Source organism: Lutibacter sp. (assembly GCF_041555395.1).
Lineage (GTDB): Bacteria > Bacteroidota > Bacteroidia > Flavobacteriales > Flavobacteriaceae > Lutibacter.
The window spans coordinates 1-16,850 of sequence record NZ_JBFFKM010000012.1 but is presented as its reverse complement, the minus strand read 5'-3'; the positions used below and the strand labels follow the sequence as shown (position 1 = coordinate 16,850).

The following is a 16,850-nucleotide window of genomic DNA, read 5'->3' as shown; positions in this document are numbered from 1 at the left end:
AACTGATAAGTGTCAGCACTAAAAATATTATAATTCCATATTTTAGCATTCATTAAAAAAAACCAATACTCCTTATGAAAAAAATAGTTTCATTTCTGTTTTTATGTACCTTTGTTTTAGGATTTTCACAGCAAACAAGGTTAAGTCTTGAAGATGCTGTTTTAGGCTATCAAAAAGGACTGAATCCTTCCTCATTAAACGGCCTTCAATGGGTGACTAATTCCAATACCTACGTTTTTCAAAAAGACAACGCATTGATTTTTACTGACGCTGCTTCGAAAAACGTGACCCAAAAAATTCCGCTTTCCGATCTTCAAAAAAGCTATCCAGAATTAACGCGATTCCCTAGATTAATGGAAATCTCAACCAATGAACTGGTGTTTAGGAATAATAATTTCATTGAAACTTTTAATTACAATACCAAATCAAAAAGCGCTTCCATTTCTTTTGATGAAGCTGCAGAAAATACGGAATACAATTCCAAAGCAAAAGCAATCGCTTACACATTAAACAACAATTTATATATTGGAACATCTTCAAGCCCAAAAATTGAAGTAACCAGCATTGTTGATAAAAACATTGTTTCCGGACAAGCCATTCACAGAAGTGAATTTGGCATTGTGAAAGGAACTTTCTGGAGTCCTGAAGGAAATTATCTGGCATTTTACCAAAAAGACGAAAGCCATGTTACGGATTACCCATTGGTTGATATTACTGCGTATCCGGCTTCTTTAAAAAATATTAAATATCCTATGGCCGGACAAGGAAGTGAAATTGCCAAAATTGGTATTTATCATTTAAAAACTCAAAAAAAAATTTACTTAGCTATTGACACTTCAGATGAACATTATTTGACAAATTTATCATGGACACCTGATGAAAAATATGTATTGACCGCAGAAATTAACAGAGGTCAAAATCATGTTTGGTACAATATGTACGAAGTTTCAACTGGTAAAAAAGTGAATACGCTATTTGAAGAAACCAACGACAAATGGACGGAACCAGAACACGATGCCGTATTTTTACCCAACAGCAATACCAACTTTTTATGGTTTAGCGAGCGAGACGGGTTTATGAATTTGTACCACTACACAACCGATGGGAAACTCTTAAAACAAGTCACCAGTTTTAATTGGGTAGTGACCGGAATTTTAGGTTTTGACGAAAGCGGAAATAATGTATTTATTACAGGAACTGGAGCTGACCCAAGAGAAATGCATGCCTTTAAAGTAAATTTAAATACAGGTAAATACACCAAGCTTTCTAAAGTAAACGGCACGCATTCAGTGCAATTAAGCACCAGCGGAAATTATTTAATTGACAGCTACAGCAGTTTAAACATCCCAACAAACATTGAAATTGTTGCCACAAAACAAGTAAAATCTACTTCTATACACACTGCTGAAAATCCGCTAAGAAATTACAAAATTGGGATAACCGAATTTATTACTTTAAAAGGAAATGACGGCACCGATTTGTATGCGAAAATCACAAAACCTGCCAATTTTGACGCCACAAAAAAATATCCTGTTATGGTATATGTTTATGGCGGCCCTCATGCGCAATTGGTTACAAATTCCTGGTTGGGAGGCTCTAGTTTATGGATGACTGCCTTTGCCACTTTAGAAAACTATATTGTTTTTACGCTCGACAACAGAGGTTCAGCAAATAGAGGTTTTGCATTTGAAAGTGTGATTCACCGCAAATTAGGAGATGCAGAAATTGAAGACCAATTAACTGGTATTGACTATTTGAAATCGCTAACTTTTGTAGACAGCAAAAGAATTGCAGTAAATGGCTGGAGCTATGGCGGATTTATGACAACAAGTTTAATGTTGCGAAATCCGGGTATTTTTTCCACTGCTGTTGCAGGAGGACCGGTAACCGACTGGAAATATTATGAAGTGATGTATGGTGAACGATATATGGATATGCCTCAGGAAAACCCGGAAGGTTATGAAAAAGCGAAAGTTCACAATTATATAAAAAATTTAGACGGCAAATTGTTGCTGATTCACGGAAGTATTGATCCAACTGTGGTTCCTCAGCACAGTATGACTTTATTGGAGGAAGCCGTAAAACAAAAAGTTCAAATCGACTTTTTTACGTATCCTATGCACGAGCATAATGTTCGCGGTGTCGACAGGGCTCACCTGATAAAAAAAATGATGGATTATATTGTTGAAAATAATAAAAGGGAATCTGAAGCTATTAATTTATAATGAAACCCCTAATTTTAATTAGCCCTGACAAGAATTCCACTGTTAAAATTGACAAAGGCGAATTGATCAGCTTTTTTAAAAATAAGGAAGAACTGATTCATCAAAAAGGACAACCAGGATGGCGAAATTCGGACACAGAAATGTTCCCTGTCATTGGGCCAACCGAAGCAAATGATTTTATGGTTTCAACGCCTAAAGGTGATGCTATCCAGGATCAACACGGACTTTTAAGAGAATTAACTTACAGCTTGATGGAAAACGGCGCTGATTTTGCCGTTTTCCAAAAAGAATATACTGCTAATTCATTCCTGAAAAATTCAAAATTTCCCGAAAAATCTACTAAGGAAAAACTGTTTTGGCCTTATAATTTCAGTTTCAAAAAAACATACGAATTAACAAACCATTCCTTAAAAATTACTTTTGAGGTTGGTGCTGAAAAAGGAATGCCATTTATGTTAGGTTACCATCCCGCCTTTAAATTATCAGGCAACAAAACCGAAATTTGCAAAACTAAAACTGAAGAAGTTTCACTACAAAAGATAATGGATGGCGGCTCAACTGCCTATCCTGTTTTAAATACCCAAGAAATTAAGCTGATTAAAACCAAAGGTTTTAATATTGACATTAAAACAGGAGGATTCAACAATTTTATGTTATGGACAGAAGTTCCCAATATGCTTTGTATTGAACCAATAACAGCTTATCCCTATTCAGAAGGAGAACCACCACTTTCTAAAGAATTATTTAATATTTCAAATGGAAAAGATTTTTTTGAAGTTGTGATCACCCCCTTTTAACTAATTAGGGTGTTTAACTATATTTAGTTATGAAATTAACAACTATATTTTAATCTATACTTCCTAAACATACTACATTATTTTCAACTAAAATGCACATTATCTATTATAGTATATTATTTAGAACTATTATGTACTTTAGTGAGAACACTTAACCGTACAAATGACAAATTTATACGCTTACTTGACAAGATTTAATAGGGAGTTTGTAGTTGAATTGAAATGCTTTTAAAAATAGCGTGTTAAAATAAAAATTATAAAATACAACCATTAAATTTGTATATTGTTTTACAAAAACGATGGAAATGATTTTTAAGCTTAAGATGCTAACTAAATTTAATCATATTGGACATTTCTAAAACTTAAAATACAATATTTAAACATAGGAAAATTAAGGTTACAAAACAGCAATCTCCTATAGTACGAACCATTTAATGCAATAAAAAAAACATAACACACATGATTATAGACGTGCACACACACATTAACAACTACCATGAAGAAAGAGTAACCTCCCTAGAAGATTGTTTAAACAAACTAACTGATACCATGCTCGAAAACAAAGTTAATTATTCTTTGGTTCTTTCGTCATACAAGGTTAACGAAAATAGACCAAGTACTCAAAAAGTGGTAGAAGCTATCAGTGGCAGAGACAATCTTGGCGTGGTTGCAGGTATTAGTTATCTTAATTATAATTATAAAGACTTACGAGAAATTAGTGAATATCTGGAAGCCGGACTCATAAAAGGATTAAAGTTTTATCCAGGTTACGAACCTTTTTATCCCAATGACATTAGGCTAAAAGTGATGTACGATATGGCTGTAGAATTTGATGTCCCAGTCATGTTTCATTCTGGTGATACTTATGCACCAACAGGAAAAATAAAATTCTCGCATCCTTTACATATAGACGATTTGGCAGTGGATTATCCAGATTTAAAAATCGTTATTTGCCATGTTGGTAACCCATGGATTAAAGACTGTATGGAAGTGGTGTATAAAAACAAAAATGTACATGCTGATATTTCCGGATTGGTGCTTGGTGATTTTTCCGATAAGTTTGAGCGTTATATGAAGAAGGAAATTGAAGAAATGATTACCTATGCTGGCGACCCAAAATACTTGTTGTACGGTACAGATTGGCCAATATCTAACATGAAATCATATTTGAAATTTATGAACCAATTAGAATTACCAGACGAAAAAAAGGAATTGATACTTTGGAAAAATGCTGCAAAACTGTTTAAAATTGACACTTCAAAACTTTAGATAATTTCTAACATTCTAGTCATAAACAGCATCATTTTGAAATAGATGTTTCTGTTTTTTTTAAGTAAATTCAGTTACCATTAATGAAGTTAAATAGTCATTTTGAAAAACCCGGTTAAAAAGAAGAGATTAAACAGTTTCAAAGCCTTTTTAAAAACAATAATTAATATCATAAGATTTTGAAGTAACACTTCTACTTTGCTTAGTGACCAATTGAGAATGACGTTGCTTTTTTTTTATTCTTTCCTCACTCTTTTCAAACTCAACAAATTAATGGGATTAATTCCCAATCCACTTATGTTTTTTCTTGAAAACCGGACTACTTCATCGTAATATAACGGAATTACAACGGCAGACTCCATGATTAAGCTATCCATTTGTTGGTACAACACAAATCGTTTTTGATTATCAGTTGTTTGAATTGCCTTTTCATACATCGCATCAAATTCTTTTGAACTGTAGTGTGTATAATTCGGACCATTTGGCGAGAAATTTTTACTATGAAATATAAAAAGGTAATTTTCTGCATCAGGATAATCCGCAACCCAACTACCCCTAAAAATACTCAACTGTCCATTTACTTTTGTTTGTCTTAAGGTAGATGGCGGCATGACATCAATATTCACATGCAACCCTATTCTCTCCAGTTCACGTTGAATATATTCACACAAATCTAAATACTGGCTGTTTGTACTGATGGTAATTGACGGATTTAAATTTCCAGTTTCTTCTATATACGATTGTAACAATTCCTTCGCTTTTTCCGGTTGATAGGTATAGCCTTCCATTGTATTAAATGATGGTAAACCTTTAGGTATAAAACCATTTATTGCAGGCGTTCCAATGCCATTTCGCAAATATTTAATCATTTTTACCCGATCAAAACCATAATTAATTGCTTTCCTTATTTTTATGGCATTTACTTCTTTCTCGGCTGCATCTAAATAAACACCTAAATATTCTGTATTCAAATAAGGACCTGAAACCATATCAATCTGATCTTTGTAATGTTCCTTAAGCAGCCCTTCTGAAGTCAATAAATCATCTTTATAAGAAGCGTCAATACTGCTCATAAAATCAATATTTCCCTGAATAAATTGCAAAAACTCACTCTGTTTGTCAGGTAAAAAAGTGATGGCAACAGCCTCTAAATAAGGCAGGCGATCTCCGTTTTCATCTTTTTCGTGGTAATCTATATTTTTACGAAAAACCAACTTTGTATTCTCAACCCATAATTTAAATTGAAAAGGTCCGGTTCCTATTGGATTGGCTCTAAATGTATCTCCAAAATAAGTTATGGCTTCATTTGGAACAACCGAACAGTATTTCATACTTAATAAACTTAAAAATGGAGGGAAAGATTGTTTTAATTGAATCACAAAAGTACTGTCATTTTCTGCTTCAAATTTTTCAACAAAGTCTAATACCCATTTCCCTGGAGAAGCTACATTAGGGTCAAGCAAACGATTAAAACTGTATTCAAAATCACTTGCCTTTACTGATCTTGTAGAATCTTTACCGAACAAAATATGTTTATGGAATTTAATTCCTTTTTTTAAATTGAATGAATACGTTTTCCCTTCACCAGAAATGGCCCAGGAATGGGCAATATCAGGTTGAACATTTAAATGATCATCTAATTGTACCAATCCATTAAATAGTTGATTTGTAACCCAAATAGTTCGTAAATCTTTTGCGAAAGCGGGATCTAATGTGGTAATATTGGCATGCTCATTGTACCTAAAAACTAAATTATCTTTATGTTCTTTTGTTTTTGTTGAACAAGAAACCAACAACAAACAGCCAAAAACCAACAACCAAAAACTAAATTTAGTCCTAATTGAGGTAAAAACTAAGACATCATAAGGTGGTTTTGGTATTTTTGCAATCATTGTTATAAAAATAAAATTCTGTACTTTTGCACCCGATAAATGTACAAGAATGAGCGCACAAAAAAAAGTCGCATTTTATACACTTGGGTGTAAACTAAATTTTTCTGAAACTTCTACCATTTCCAGAAGCTTTCAAAAAGAAGGTTTTGAACGTGTTGAATTTAGTGAAGTGGCTGATATTTACGTCATTAACACTTGCTCAGTAACCGACAATGCCGATAAAAGATTTAAAACCATCATAAAATCCGCTTTAAAATTAAACGAAAAAGCGTTCTTAATTGCCATTGGGTGTTATGCCCAGTTAAAACCGGAAGAACTCGCTGCCGTTGACGGAGTTGATTTGGTTTTGGGCGCTACAGAAAAATTCAAAGTAACTGATTATATTAACAATCTTGCCAAAAATGATATAGGCGAGGTTCACTCATGTGAAATTGAAGATGCCAATTTTTATGTAGGATCTTACTCTTTTGGAGACAGAACGCGTGCCTTTTTAAAAGTGCAGGACGGATGCGATTATAAATGCACTTATTGCACTATTCCGCTGGCAAGAGGAATTTCCAGAAGCGATACGTTGATAAATGTGTTGGAAAACGCCCGAGAAATTTCAGAAAAAGGGATTAAGGAAATTGTGCTGACAGGTGTAAATATTGGAGATTACGGCAAGGGAGAATTTGGGGATAAAAAGCATGAAAACACTTTTCTTGACCTGGTGAAAGCCCTTGACGATGTAGCCGAAATTCATCGTTTCAGAATTTCGTCCATTGAACCCAATTTACTTCAGAAAGAAACCATCGATTTTGTGGCCAATTCCAAAAGTTTTGTGCCACACTTTCATATACCGCTGCAAAGTGGCAGCGATCACCTGCTTAAATTAATGAAGCGTCGTTATTTAAGGGAAACATACACTGACAGAGTTGAATCCATTAAAAGCAAAATGCCGGATGCGTGTATTGGCGTTGATGTGATTGTTGGATTTCCTGGAGAAACAGACGAATTATTTTTGGAAACCTACAATTACTTAAACGAATTGGACATCTCCTATTTGCATGTGTTCACCTATTCCGAAAGGCCAAATACCGAAGCTATTGAATTGGATGGTATTGTGCCCAAAAATGTCCGCAATAAACGAAGTAAAATGCTTAGAGGTTTGTCCGTAAAAAAGCGCAGAGCATTTTATGAAAGTCAGTTGGGAAATGACTTTACTGTTTTATTTGAAAGTGAAAACAAAGACGGATTTATCTACGGATTTACAGAAAATTACGTTAAAGTAAAAACACCATGGAACCCGGAATTGGTAAATACACTGCATGAAATAAAACTGACCGCGATAGATGAAGACGGAATTGTGCGTTTTGATTGGATTAAAGTCCCTACTTTTGTTGACTAAATTTATCTCCTAAAAAAAATATTGTGACCGATTTATATCCTTTTGCCTTACTGGTTTTTACCTCATTTTTTACCCTGATAAATCCATTAGGCACGATGCCTATATTTATGTCGATGACTGCCTCTTTAAGCAAACAGCGACGTAAACAAACCGCTAAAAAAGCAACTTTAGTGGCCTTTTTCACCATTATTGCTTTTGCTTTTTCGGGTCAGATTCTATTTAAATTCTTTGGGATTTCAGTAAACAGCTTTCGGATTGTTGGTGGGGTCATTTTCTTTGCAATGGGTTGGGATATGTTACAGGCACGACTGGGATCCATAAAACATACCGATGATGAACAAAAAATTGATGCATATGTTGATGATATCTCCATAACACCTTTAGCCATTCCAATGATATGCGGACCTGGGGCGATAACCAATGCCATTATTTTAATGGAAGATGCAACAGATATATCACAAAAAGCAGTTTTAATTTCTACGATTGCTTTTATATTATTTTTAACCTATATAATTCTTGTAGGAGCAAGTAAAATTACTGAAAAAATTGGCGTTACAGGAAATAAGGTTATGATGCGTTTAATGGGATTAATTGTGATGGTAATTGCTGTTGAATTTTTCTTTAGCGGATTAAAACCAATCATTCTAGAGATCCTAAACGGTTAATGGAAACCTCAAAAACCCATATATATTTTGTCCCCGGATTGGCTGCAAGTCCGGATATTTTTGAATTTTTACAATTTCCTGATGAATTTGAACTTCATTTTCTGGAATGGCTGATTCCTTTTACTGAAGACGAGCCAATTGAAGTATATGCTAAAAGAATGTCCGAATTGGTACTTGAAGAAAATCCGGTTTTGGTGGGTGTTTCTTTTGGAGGAATTATGGTTCAGGAAATGAGTAAATTCCTTAAACCTAAAAAAGTGATTATCATCTCAAGCATAAAAAGCAGGAATGAATTATCAAAATCATTAAAATTCATTCAGAAATTAAAAATCTATGAATTATTTCCCTCAAAAGTCATTGAAAACATTGAACTGTTTTCGTTTTTTGCCTTTGGAAATACTTCCAAAACACGATTAAAATTATACAAAAAATATTTTTCAGTAAGAGACAGGAAGTATTTAAACTGGTCTATTTACAATGTATTGCATTGGCAGCAAAGCAAACCCTTAGAGAACGTACTGCAAATACACGGGACTTACGACGCCATTTTTTCATATAAATATATACAAAACTGTATTCCTGTTGAAAAAGGCACACATATTATGGTAATTAACAAGGCAAAAACAATCAGTAAAATAATTACCGATTCACTTAAAATGTTAAAATGAACATGTGCATTGTGTTCCCATCAAATTAATTTGTAATTTACCATTTCAATCCCTTAAAACGAAAATAACATGGACAAGTCAATTAAACTTTTAGGATTAGTTGCGGTGATAATGATAAGTTCATTGCTAATTTTTGCAGTCAAAAAATCAGATTCAAAAAATAAGAATTATCTTAAAGAAGGTGATAAAAACACCAGCGAAACATACCAGATTAAAGCGTTGAAAATTCCTGAAAATTTAGATTTTGCAGGAGAACGTGTGCCTACTGAAAATGATGATATTAAAGAGCGAATAGACAAAGAATTGTTGGTAAATACCTATTGGCAATCCAATACGATGCTACTTTTTAAGAGGGCTCATAAATATTTTCCTGTGATAGAACCCATTCTTAAAAAAAATGGTATACCGAACGATTTTAAATATTTAGCCGTTATTGAAAGTGGCTTGCAAAACGTAACTTCCCCTGCCGGAGCCAAAGGTTTTTGGCAAATATTGGATGCTACTGCCAAAGAAAATGGATTGGAAGTAAATGACAACGTTGATGAACGATACCATATGGAAAAATCAACACAGGCTGCCTGTAATTATTTAAAAGCCGCTAAAGAAAATTTTGGCAACTGGACATTGGCTGCTGCTGCATACAATGCCGGAAACAGAGGTGTTTCAAGCAAAATGGAAACCCAAAAAGTTAGCAGCTATTACGATTTGCTTCTTGGAGATGAAACAGAACGCTATATTTTAAGAATCGTTGCTCTTAAAGAAATCATGTCAAATCCTGAGAAATACGGATTTATCTTTGAAAAAGAAGATTTATATACCGAAATACCTACCAAAATTATTGAGGTGAACACGCCAATTACTGATATTGCACAGTATTCGAAAGACCTAGGCATTAATTACAAAATTATGAAATTACACAATCCATGGTTGCGTGAAAATTCATTAAACAATAAATCCGGAAAGTCCTATCAATTAAAAATTCCAGTTGAAATCAAATGAAACGAGCACAACAAATTTTGACATAAAAGCGAACCTGCCTCCCGGCAGGCAGGCAGGCAGGCAGGCAGGCAGGCAGCAGCTGTTACCACTAAAAAATAAAATTTAAACTGATGAAAATGACAGTAACTACCATACTCATTTTAATTATTATTGGATTGTCGGCAGGAATTTTAAGTGGCATGGTTGGTGTTGGCGGCGGTATCATAATGGTTCCTTTATTTGTGTTATTTTTAGGATTGACACAGCACAATGCCCAAGGTTTAAGTTTGGCCGTCATGCTGCCTCCCGTAACATTTCTGGCTGTTTATAATTATCAAAAAGCTGGTGGAGGCATTGATTGGAGGGTGGCGCTTATCGTGTCTTTACTCTTTGTTATTGGCGGATTTATAGGTTCAAAAATAGCATTGCAAATAGACCAGCGCACACTTAAAAAAGTATTCGGATTTTTAATGTTATTAGTCGCCATTAAATTAATTTTCACCAAATAAATAATTTATAAAAACCATTCGAAAAAACAAGTACCTTTGCAACTATGGGACTAAATAATAATGACATTTTTAAAAAACTTCGTGTAGCGCATAAATTACGCGATGATGATATTGTAAAAATATGTGCCTTGGTCGACTTTGAAATTACAAAAAGTGAATTGGGAGCTTTTTTCAGAAATGAAACCCATGAGAAATACAAAGAATGCGGCGATCAAATTTTGCGAAATTTCTTAAACGGATTGATTATTCATTTAAGAGGCCCCATGCCGAAAAAAGTTCCGGAAACTTCACCTCCTAAGAAATACAAATAAGTCACGCTATTCAAAAATTAAAATATTCAGATGCTGAAATCGAAGATTCACGAACACTTTTAAAATCAAATAATAAAGAACATTGAGTAAACCTGCCTGCCGGCAGGTTCAGCATGATAAAACATCGTGCTTTTTTAACAAAAATATTTCTTAGCTTCAGTAAACTCCACCACAATTTCTCTAACTATTTCAGCGGCCGGTTTTATTTCGTGTATTAAACTGACATTTTTTCCAATTACTCATGATTCATTAGAGGTTCCCTAAAATTATTAGTATATTCCAACCCAATAAAAAAATAAATGAATTTTACCAACCCTCTAGTTTATGGAGTTCCTTGTTTCTTAGCTTTAATTTTACTTGAACTCACTTACAGCAAAACTCATCATTACAAAAACCTTTATCATTGGAAGGATTTAAAAGCAAGCTTAATTATGGGGATTGGATCGGCCATAATTGCAGCATTAATTAAAACCGTTTCGGCAATTGTCATTTTTAATTATGCCTTTGAAGTATTTAATCCCGAAATTAATGGTATCCGAACAAATATTCTGGGATGGGAATCCTTTGGTTATGCCTGGTATGTTTGGTTAATATGCCAACTTTTAGATGATTTTACCTATTACTGGTTTCACAGACAAAATCATATGGTGCGGTTTTTTTGGGCCGCACATATTGTGCATCATTCTTCTGAAGATTTTAATTTAGGGACAGCGGTTCGTAATGGTTGGTTTACTGTTTTATACAAACCGTTTTTTTACATATGGCTTCCTATAATTGGTTTTCAGCCAGAAATGGTCATTGTATGTTTAGGGATTGAAGCATTATGGCAATTTCAGCTTCATTCCGTTTATATTCCTAAAATGGGTATTATTGAAAAAATATTCAATACCCATACCATGCATCAGGTTCACCATGCTAAAAATGCGGAATATATGGATAAAAATCACGGAGGGTTTCTTAATATATTTGATAAAATATTTGGCACCTGGAAAGAATTTGATGAAGATATAAAAATAGAATTTGGTGTTACAACTGCACCAAACTCATACAATCCATGGGTAATATTAACCCATGAATACAAAGATATTTGGCATGATACAAAAAAGTCTAAAAATTGGTATCATAAATTTATGTACGTTTTCGGACCTCCTGGCTGGAGTCATAATGCTGCAACATTAACTGTAAAGCAAATGCAATTTAAAATTAAAGAACAAGAGGCCTAATTTATTAATAAGTCTGTGTTTTTTATCTTTTAACAAAAAGATTTCTTTGCTTCAGTAAACTCCGCCATAATTTCTTTAACTATTTCAGCGGCTGGTTTTATTTCGTGTATCAATCCGGCAATTTGGCCAATTTCCAGTTCTCCATCATCTAAATCACCTTCAAACATCCCTTTTTTAGCTCTTGAGCGCCCTAGTTTTTCTTTTAATTGTTCTACCGTTGGTTTTTGTTGATACAACTCTTGTAACTCATTGAAAAATTTATTTTTAATCAGCCTGACAGGTGCTAATTCTTTCAGTGTTAACAAGGTTTCTCCATCATTGGTGTTTACAACTTTTTCCTTAAAATTCATATGTGCCGAAGATTCATTGCTCGCCACAAACCGGCTTCCAATCTGAACACCATCGGCACCTAAAACCATCGCGGCCAGCATTCCTCTTCCTGTTGCAATGCCGCCTGCGGCAATTAAAGGAATCTTTAATTTTTCTTTTACCATAGGAATTAAAGTAAAAGTGGTTGTTTCTTCTCTTCCATTATGTCCGCCCGCTTCAAAACCTTCAGCAACCACGGCATCTACTCCCGCCAATTCTGATTTTAAAGCAAAAGCTACGCTGCTCACCACATGTACCACAGTAATCCCTTTTTCTTGCAAAAAGGAGGTCCACGTTTTCGGATTTCCTGCAGAAGTAAACACAATGTTCACCCCTTCTTCCACAATTATCTGCATAATTTCTTCAACGTTCGGGTACAACATCGGCACATTAATACCAAAAGGTTTTTGGGTGGCCTTTTTACATTTTTGAATGTGTTCGCGCAATACATCAGGATACATAGAGCCTGCGCCAATTAATCCCAATCCGCCTGCATTACTTACTGCTGAAGCCAATCTCCATCCACTGTTCCAAACCATTCCGGCCTGAATTATAGGATACTGAATGTTGAACAATTTGGTGATGCTATTTTCCATTTAGTTTTTCAGGATTTTAAAAGTTTTTGTTTTATCGTCAAATTTTAATTGCACAAAGTACAAGCCCTGGGGTAAATTTGAAATATTTGTTACCGGACTTGATCTCGTAATTTTTTCTGAGCTTATTCTTTTCCCCAAAACACTAAAAACAACAAATTCCATTTCAGTTACCTGATCAGGAAATTTAAATCTTATTTCATTTTCTGATGGATTTGGATAGATCACAACTTCTAAAATTTCTTCTGCATCTTCTATATTTATATTCAGCATGTTAAAAACAGTTGCAAAATTCGGAATTCCATACCCCTCCTGCGCAGTTGGATTTGCATATAAATGTGCTGACTCCTTTATAAGCTGAACAATTTCGGCATTGGTTTTATTTGGAAAAGCCTGCCACAAACAGGCAACCACCCCCGCCAAAACGGGCGATGAAAATGAAGTTCCGTTTGATGTCGCAATGCTTCCTGATGCATTAATAATATAAACGCCTGCTCCTTGCGCGCACATGTCGGGCTTTATACGCTTGTCGGCCGTTGGTCCAAAAGAGCTAAAACTGGCAATTGCACCCGTTGCATTCACGGCACCAATACTTAACACAGAAACGGCATCGGCCGGCGCGCTGATATAATGCCAAGGATCATTCCCTTCATTCCCAGCAGAGTTTACCACAATCATTCCACGAGAAAAAGCAATTTCCGCACCTCTGGAAATAAAAGTTGTTTTGCCATCCATATCGCTATACGCGTAATTGTAATTGGGATTGTCAAATGTGGTATATCCCAAAGAAGTGTTTATCACATCAACACCCAAACTGTCTGCTTTTTCAGCAGCTTCCACCCACAAACTTTCTTCCAAAGGTGTTTCTTTTACGGCATCTTCAGAAATAAACAAATAAAATTTCGCATCCGGTGCTGTGCCAATAAACTGATTGTCCACATAACCAGCAATGGTTGATAACACCGCCATTCCGTGATAAGAACCCGTATAAAAATTTTCATTTCTATTTACAAAATCGTAGCCCCCTAAAATTTGATTGTTGTCACGCAACCGCTTAAAGGCCACAAAATTATCAACATTTGGAAAGCCGGCATCAATAATGGCAATTTGCATTCCCTCACCGGTAAAATTATTTTTGTGAAGTACCTCTCCTTTCAACATTTCTATTTGATTGGCAGCATTTCCATAGTCAAGATCGGTAGTAAAATCTAACTTATTTGCTTTTTGAACGACTATTTGTTGCTTTCTGTTTTTGCCTGAAGTATTTAAAGATTTATTGGCATAGTCAACTCTCTCGACAAAATTAAAGGCTAACAGATTGGCGATATCCGTTTGCGTCCCTTGGATATACAGCGCGTTTAACCATTTAGATTTGGCTTTAACCGAAATTCCGGAGGCATTATTAATTTGTGTAATATAGGTGGCTTCCGCAGGAACATCTTTAAAATCGAGTGGAATATGATAACGCATTCTTCTTTCTAAAGCGCGTTGCGACAACATCATTAAAGGCGAAGCAATAAATACAGTTTGATTTGGCTTGTCCTTAAAATATATCCAGGCATCTTCAACCTGAGCCATGGCATTATTGAGCGTAAATAAAAATAAGCATGTTAGAAGCAGTTTTGTTTTCACAATAAAAATTTTATGCAATTCGAAATTACTCTTTTTTATTGAAAGTATAATTTTAAAAGTTATGATATTACGCCAGAGCCCAATAATTCATCTTTAATATACCAGGCAACAAACTGACCTTCAGTAATGGCAGATTGCATGTTTTTAAACTCCACATATAAGCCGCTTTCCGCTTTATACAAAACAGCTTCATCTAAGGCCTGACGGTATCTGATACGCCCCAATACATCCATCTTTTCTCCATTTTTCAACGTTCTATCCAGTCGGATCCAATGCAATTCTTCATTGGTTACAAACAACACATTGCGGTACAATCCCGGATGGTCTTTGCCTTCGCCCACGTAAATTACATTTTCATTTACATCGGTATCAATCACAAACAAGGGTTCTTTGGTGCCGCCAACTGCAAGGCCTTTTCGTTGTCCTTTAGTGAAATAATGGGCACCCTGATGTTTCGCCACTATTTTTCCGTCGGAAATTTGGTAACGGTGTTTTTTAGAGAAAAATGCCAGTTCCTCCTCTTTTGTTTCAAAAGTTGGTATTTCTCTTTTGTAAATTTCCGAGTCGTGTGCTATTTGAACTATGACACCTTCTTTTGGTTTTAATTTCTGTTGTAAAAATTCCGGCAAACGCACTTTTCCTATAAAACACAGGCCTTGTGAATCTTTCTTTTCTGCAGTGATTAAATCCTGTTCGGCAGCTATTTTACGAACTTCAGGCTTTGTCAATTCGCCGATTGGAAATAAGGCTTTCGACAATTGTTCCTGCGACAACTGACATAAAAAATAAGACTGGTCTTTATTTTTGTCCTTTCCAGCCAACAATTTGCACACCGTTTCTCCATGAACCAACTCCTCGCCTTTTCGGCAATAATGACCTGTTGCCACATAATCGGCCCCCAATTCCAAGGCAATTTTTAAGAAAGCGTCAAATTTTATTTCCCTGTTGCACAACACATCAGGATTAGGCGTACGCCCCAATTCATATTCATTGAACATATAATCAACAATCCGTTCCTTGTATTCTTCACTTAAATCTACTACCTGAAACGGGATTCCCAATTTATCTGCAACCAGCATCGCGTCGTTACTGTCTTCCAGCCAGGGACATTCATTAGAAATGGTTACGGAATCATCATGCCAGTTTTTCATAAACAAGCCAATCACCTCATAGCCTTGTTCTTTTAACAAATAGGCTGCCACACTGCTATCAACACCGCCCGAAAGTCCAACAATTACACGTTTCATTTTTAACAAATTTTAGTTTGCAAAGTTACGGATAACTTTATTGACCAAAAAGTTAATGTTTATGTAAGAATAATTAATTCTTACATCTTAAATTTTACTAAAAAATCAGGCCATTTTCATAACCTGATTTTTTACTTTATCAACCTTTAATTTCTTTAAGCGCAAATTTAAATATTAAACTTTTAGTCCCATAAAGATTTGGGAATTTCTCTTTTTATTTCACTGGCAAAATCTTCAATTTCCCGCTGTATGTCCGCTTCACTAAGTTCCTTATTTTCACTGGCGGCATTTAAACTATTTAACACCATTTTTTTAGCCAATTCCATGGCTTTCAATTCGATGAACTTTTCAATGGAGTTATGGTTTGACACAAAACCATATACAAATTGCATGTCTAATGCCTTAGCGACTTCTTTAAGCGATTTTATTGAAATTGAACCTGATAATTCTCTTTTTTCGATGTCTTTAACGCCTTGTATGGTAATCTTTAATTTGTGTCCAAGTTGTTGTAAAGTCATATTTAGGGCAGTTCTGATGGTATACACCCATCCCCGCTCAGGAACCTCTATGTTTTTTATTTCATAAAATGGTTTGAGTTTGCGGTCCAGTTGTTCTATGACTATTTTTTTCTGATTGCGCATGCCCTCTTTTATTGTTTAATTAAAAATTAAGCTTCTTAACTTTGATGAATAACCCTTTGAGGAAACGGAATTTCAATTCCTTCCCTGTCAAATGCAATTTTTAGTCTTTTGCGCAATTCACCTGTTACCTCCCACTGTTTAAGTGGCAATGTTTCTCCTAAAATCTTTATCATAATGGAGGAATCCGCAAAATTATTTACCCTCAAAAACTGGGGAGCACTAATGATATATGCTCTAAATTGGGTGTCTTGTGCCAATGTATTTCCAACTTCATTCACCACACCAATTACATGTTCCAGATTGGCATCATAAGAAATACCAATATCCAGAATTACACGGGCAAAATCTTTGGCATAATTTGAAACTTCTTTAATTTCTCCATGTGGAATATGGTGAACGGTTCCGTCTAAATCTCTTAAGGTTGTCATTCTCAGACTTATTTTT

General features: G+C 34.9%; 16 protein-coding genes. 10 read left to right on the top strand and 6 right to left on the bottom strand.

Annotated elements, in window-relative coordinates; all coding sequences use genetic code 11:
- The first annotated feature begins 74 nt into the window (after window positions 1-74).
- The 3 genes from ABY285_RS04405 to ABY285_RS04395 all read left to right on the top strand — a co-directional run bounded on the left by ABY285_RS04405 (window position 75) and on the right by ABY285_RS04395 (window position 4,291).
- Complete coding sequence (locus ABY285_RS04405) at window positions 75-2,225, top strand: DPP IV N-terminal domain-containing protein (RefSeq protein ID WP_372767418.1); 2,151 nt, start codon at window positions 75-77, stop codon at window positions 2,223-2,225.
- Complete coding sequence (locus ABY285_RS04400) at window positions 2,225-3,022, top strand: aldose 1-epimerase (RefSeq protein WP_372767416.1); 798 nt, start codon at window positions 2,225-2,227, stop codon at window positions 3,020-3,022. Before ABY285_RS04405 ends, ABY285_RS04400 begins: the two co-directional genes overlap by 1 nt.
- A 459-nt stretch (window positions 3,023-3,481) precedes the next feature.
- A complete protein-coding gene (locus ABY285_RS04395) occupies window positions 3,482-4,291 on the top strand; it encodes an amidohydrolase family protein (RefSeq protein ID WP_372767414.1) in 810 nt (269 codons plus the stop codon).
- 236 nt (window positions 4,292-4,527) lie between these two features.
- Here ABY285_RS04395 and ABY285_RS04390 read toward each other — a convergent pair whose 3' ends face one another.
- A complete protein-coding gene (locus tag ABY285_RS04390) occupies window positions 4,528-6,183 on the bottom strand; it encodes an ABC transporter substrate-binding protein (RefSeq protein WP_372767412.1) in 1,656 nt (551 codons plus the stop codon).
- Between the two features lie 49 nt (window positions 6,184-6,232).
- On the opposite strand from ABY285_RS04390, the gene mtaB reads away from it, so the two are divergent.
- The 7 genes from mtaB to ABY285_RS04355 all read left to right on the top strand — a co-directional run bounded on the left by mtaB (window position 6,233) and on the right by ABY285_RS04355 (window position 11,924).
- The gene (mtaB, locus tag ABY285_RS04385) at window positions 6,233-7,570 is read left to right on the top strand and encodes a tRNA (N(6)-L-threonylcarbamoyladenosine(37)-C(2))-methylthiotransferase MtaB (RefSeq protein ID WP_372767410.1); all 1,338 of its coding nucleotides are present in this window, start codon (window positions 6,233-6,235) and stop codon (window positions 7,568-7,570) included.
- A gap of 23 nt (window positions 7,571-7,593) precedes the next feature.
- Window positions 7,594-8,235 carry a MarC family protein gene (locus tag ABY285_RS04380; protein ID WP_372767408.1) on the top strand — a complete coding sequence of 214 codons (642 nt, stop codon included), beginning with the start codon at window positions 7,594-7,596 and terminating at the stop codon, window positions 8,233-8,235.
- Complete coding sequence (locus tag ABY285_RS04375) at window positions 8,235-8,903, top strand: alpha/beta hydrolase (protein ID WP_372767406.1); 669 nt, start codon at window positions 8,235-8,237, stop codon at window positions 8,901-8,903. Before ABY285_RS04380 ends, ABY285_RS04375 begins: the two co-directional genes overlap by 1 nt.
- Window positions 8,904-8,972: 69 nt before the next feature.
- Window positions 8,973-9,902, top strand: coding sequence for a lytic transglycosylase domain-containing protein (locus ABY285_RS04370; protein WP_372767404.1), 930 nt, complete (start codon window positions 8,973-8,975; stop codon window positions 9,900-9,902).
- Between the two features lie 110 nt (window positions 9,903-10,012).
- Window positions 10,013-10,390 carry a TSUP family transporter gene (locus ABY285_RS04365; protein ID WP_372767402.1) on the top strand — a complete coding sequence of 126 codons (378 nt, stop codon included), beginning with the start codon at window positions 10,013-10,015 and terminating at the stop codon, window positions 10,388-10,390.
- A gap of 44 nt (window positions 10,391-10,434) precedes the next feature.
- Entirely contained in the window at window positions 10,435-10,701 is a 267-nt protein-coding gene (locus tag ABY285_RS04360; protein WP_372767400.1) for a DUF1456 family protein, read from the top strand.
- 299 nt (window positions 10,702-11,000) lie between these two features.
- Window positions 11,001-11,924: a sterol desaturase family protein gene (locus tag ABY285_RS04355; protein WP_372767398.1), complete on the top strand. Its 924-nt coding sequence runs from the start codon at window positions 11,001-11,003 to the stop codon at window positions 11,922-11,924.
- Between the two features lie 29 nt (window positions 11,925-11,953).
- Here the strand turns inward: ABY285_RS04355 and ABY285_RS04350 are convergent, their stop codons facing one another.
- From ABY285_RS04350 to ABY285_RS04330, 5 genes are all read right to left on the bottom strand, one after another.
- Window positions 11,954-12,889, bottom strand: a complete 936-nt coding sequence (locus tag ABY285_RS04350; RefSeq protein WP_372767396.1) for an NAD(P)H-dependent flavin oxidoreductase — start codon at window positions 12,887-12,889, stop codon at window positions 11,954-11,956.
- The gene (locus ABY285_RS04345; RefSeq protein WP_372767394.1) at window positions 12,890-14,518 is read right to left on the bottom strand and encodes a S8 family serine peptidase; all 1,629 of its coding nucleotides are present in this window, start codon (window positions 14,516-14,518) and stop codon (window positions 12,890-12,892) included. It abuts the gene before it with no gap.
- Between the two features lie 59 nt (window positions 14,519-14,577).
- On the bottom strand, window positions 14,578-15,765 hold the full coding sequence (gene mnmA, locus ABY285_RS04340; protein WP_372767392.1) for a tRNA 2-thiouridine(34) synthase MnmA: 1,188 nt from the start codon (window positions 15,763-15,765) through the stop codon (window positions 14,578-14,580).
- Window positions 15,766-15,947: 182 nt separating this feature from the next.
- The gene (locus tag ABY285_RS04335; RefSeq protein ID WP_372767390.1) at window positions 15,948-16,406 is read right to left on the bottom strand and encodes a helix-turn-helix domain-containing protein; all 459 of its coding nucleotides are present in this window, start codon (window positions 16,404-16,406) and stop codon (window positions 15,948-15,950) included.
- A 35-nt stretch (window positions 16,407-16,441) separates the two neighbouring features.
- On the bottom strand, window positions 16,442-16,850 hold a 409-nt coding region (locus tag ABY285_RS04330; protein ID WP_372767387.1), incomplete at its 5' end, for a mechanosensitive ion channel family protein.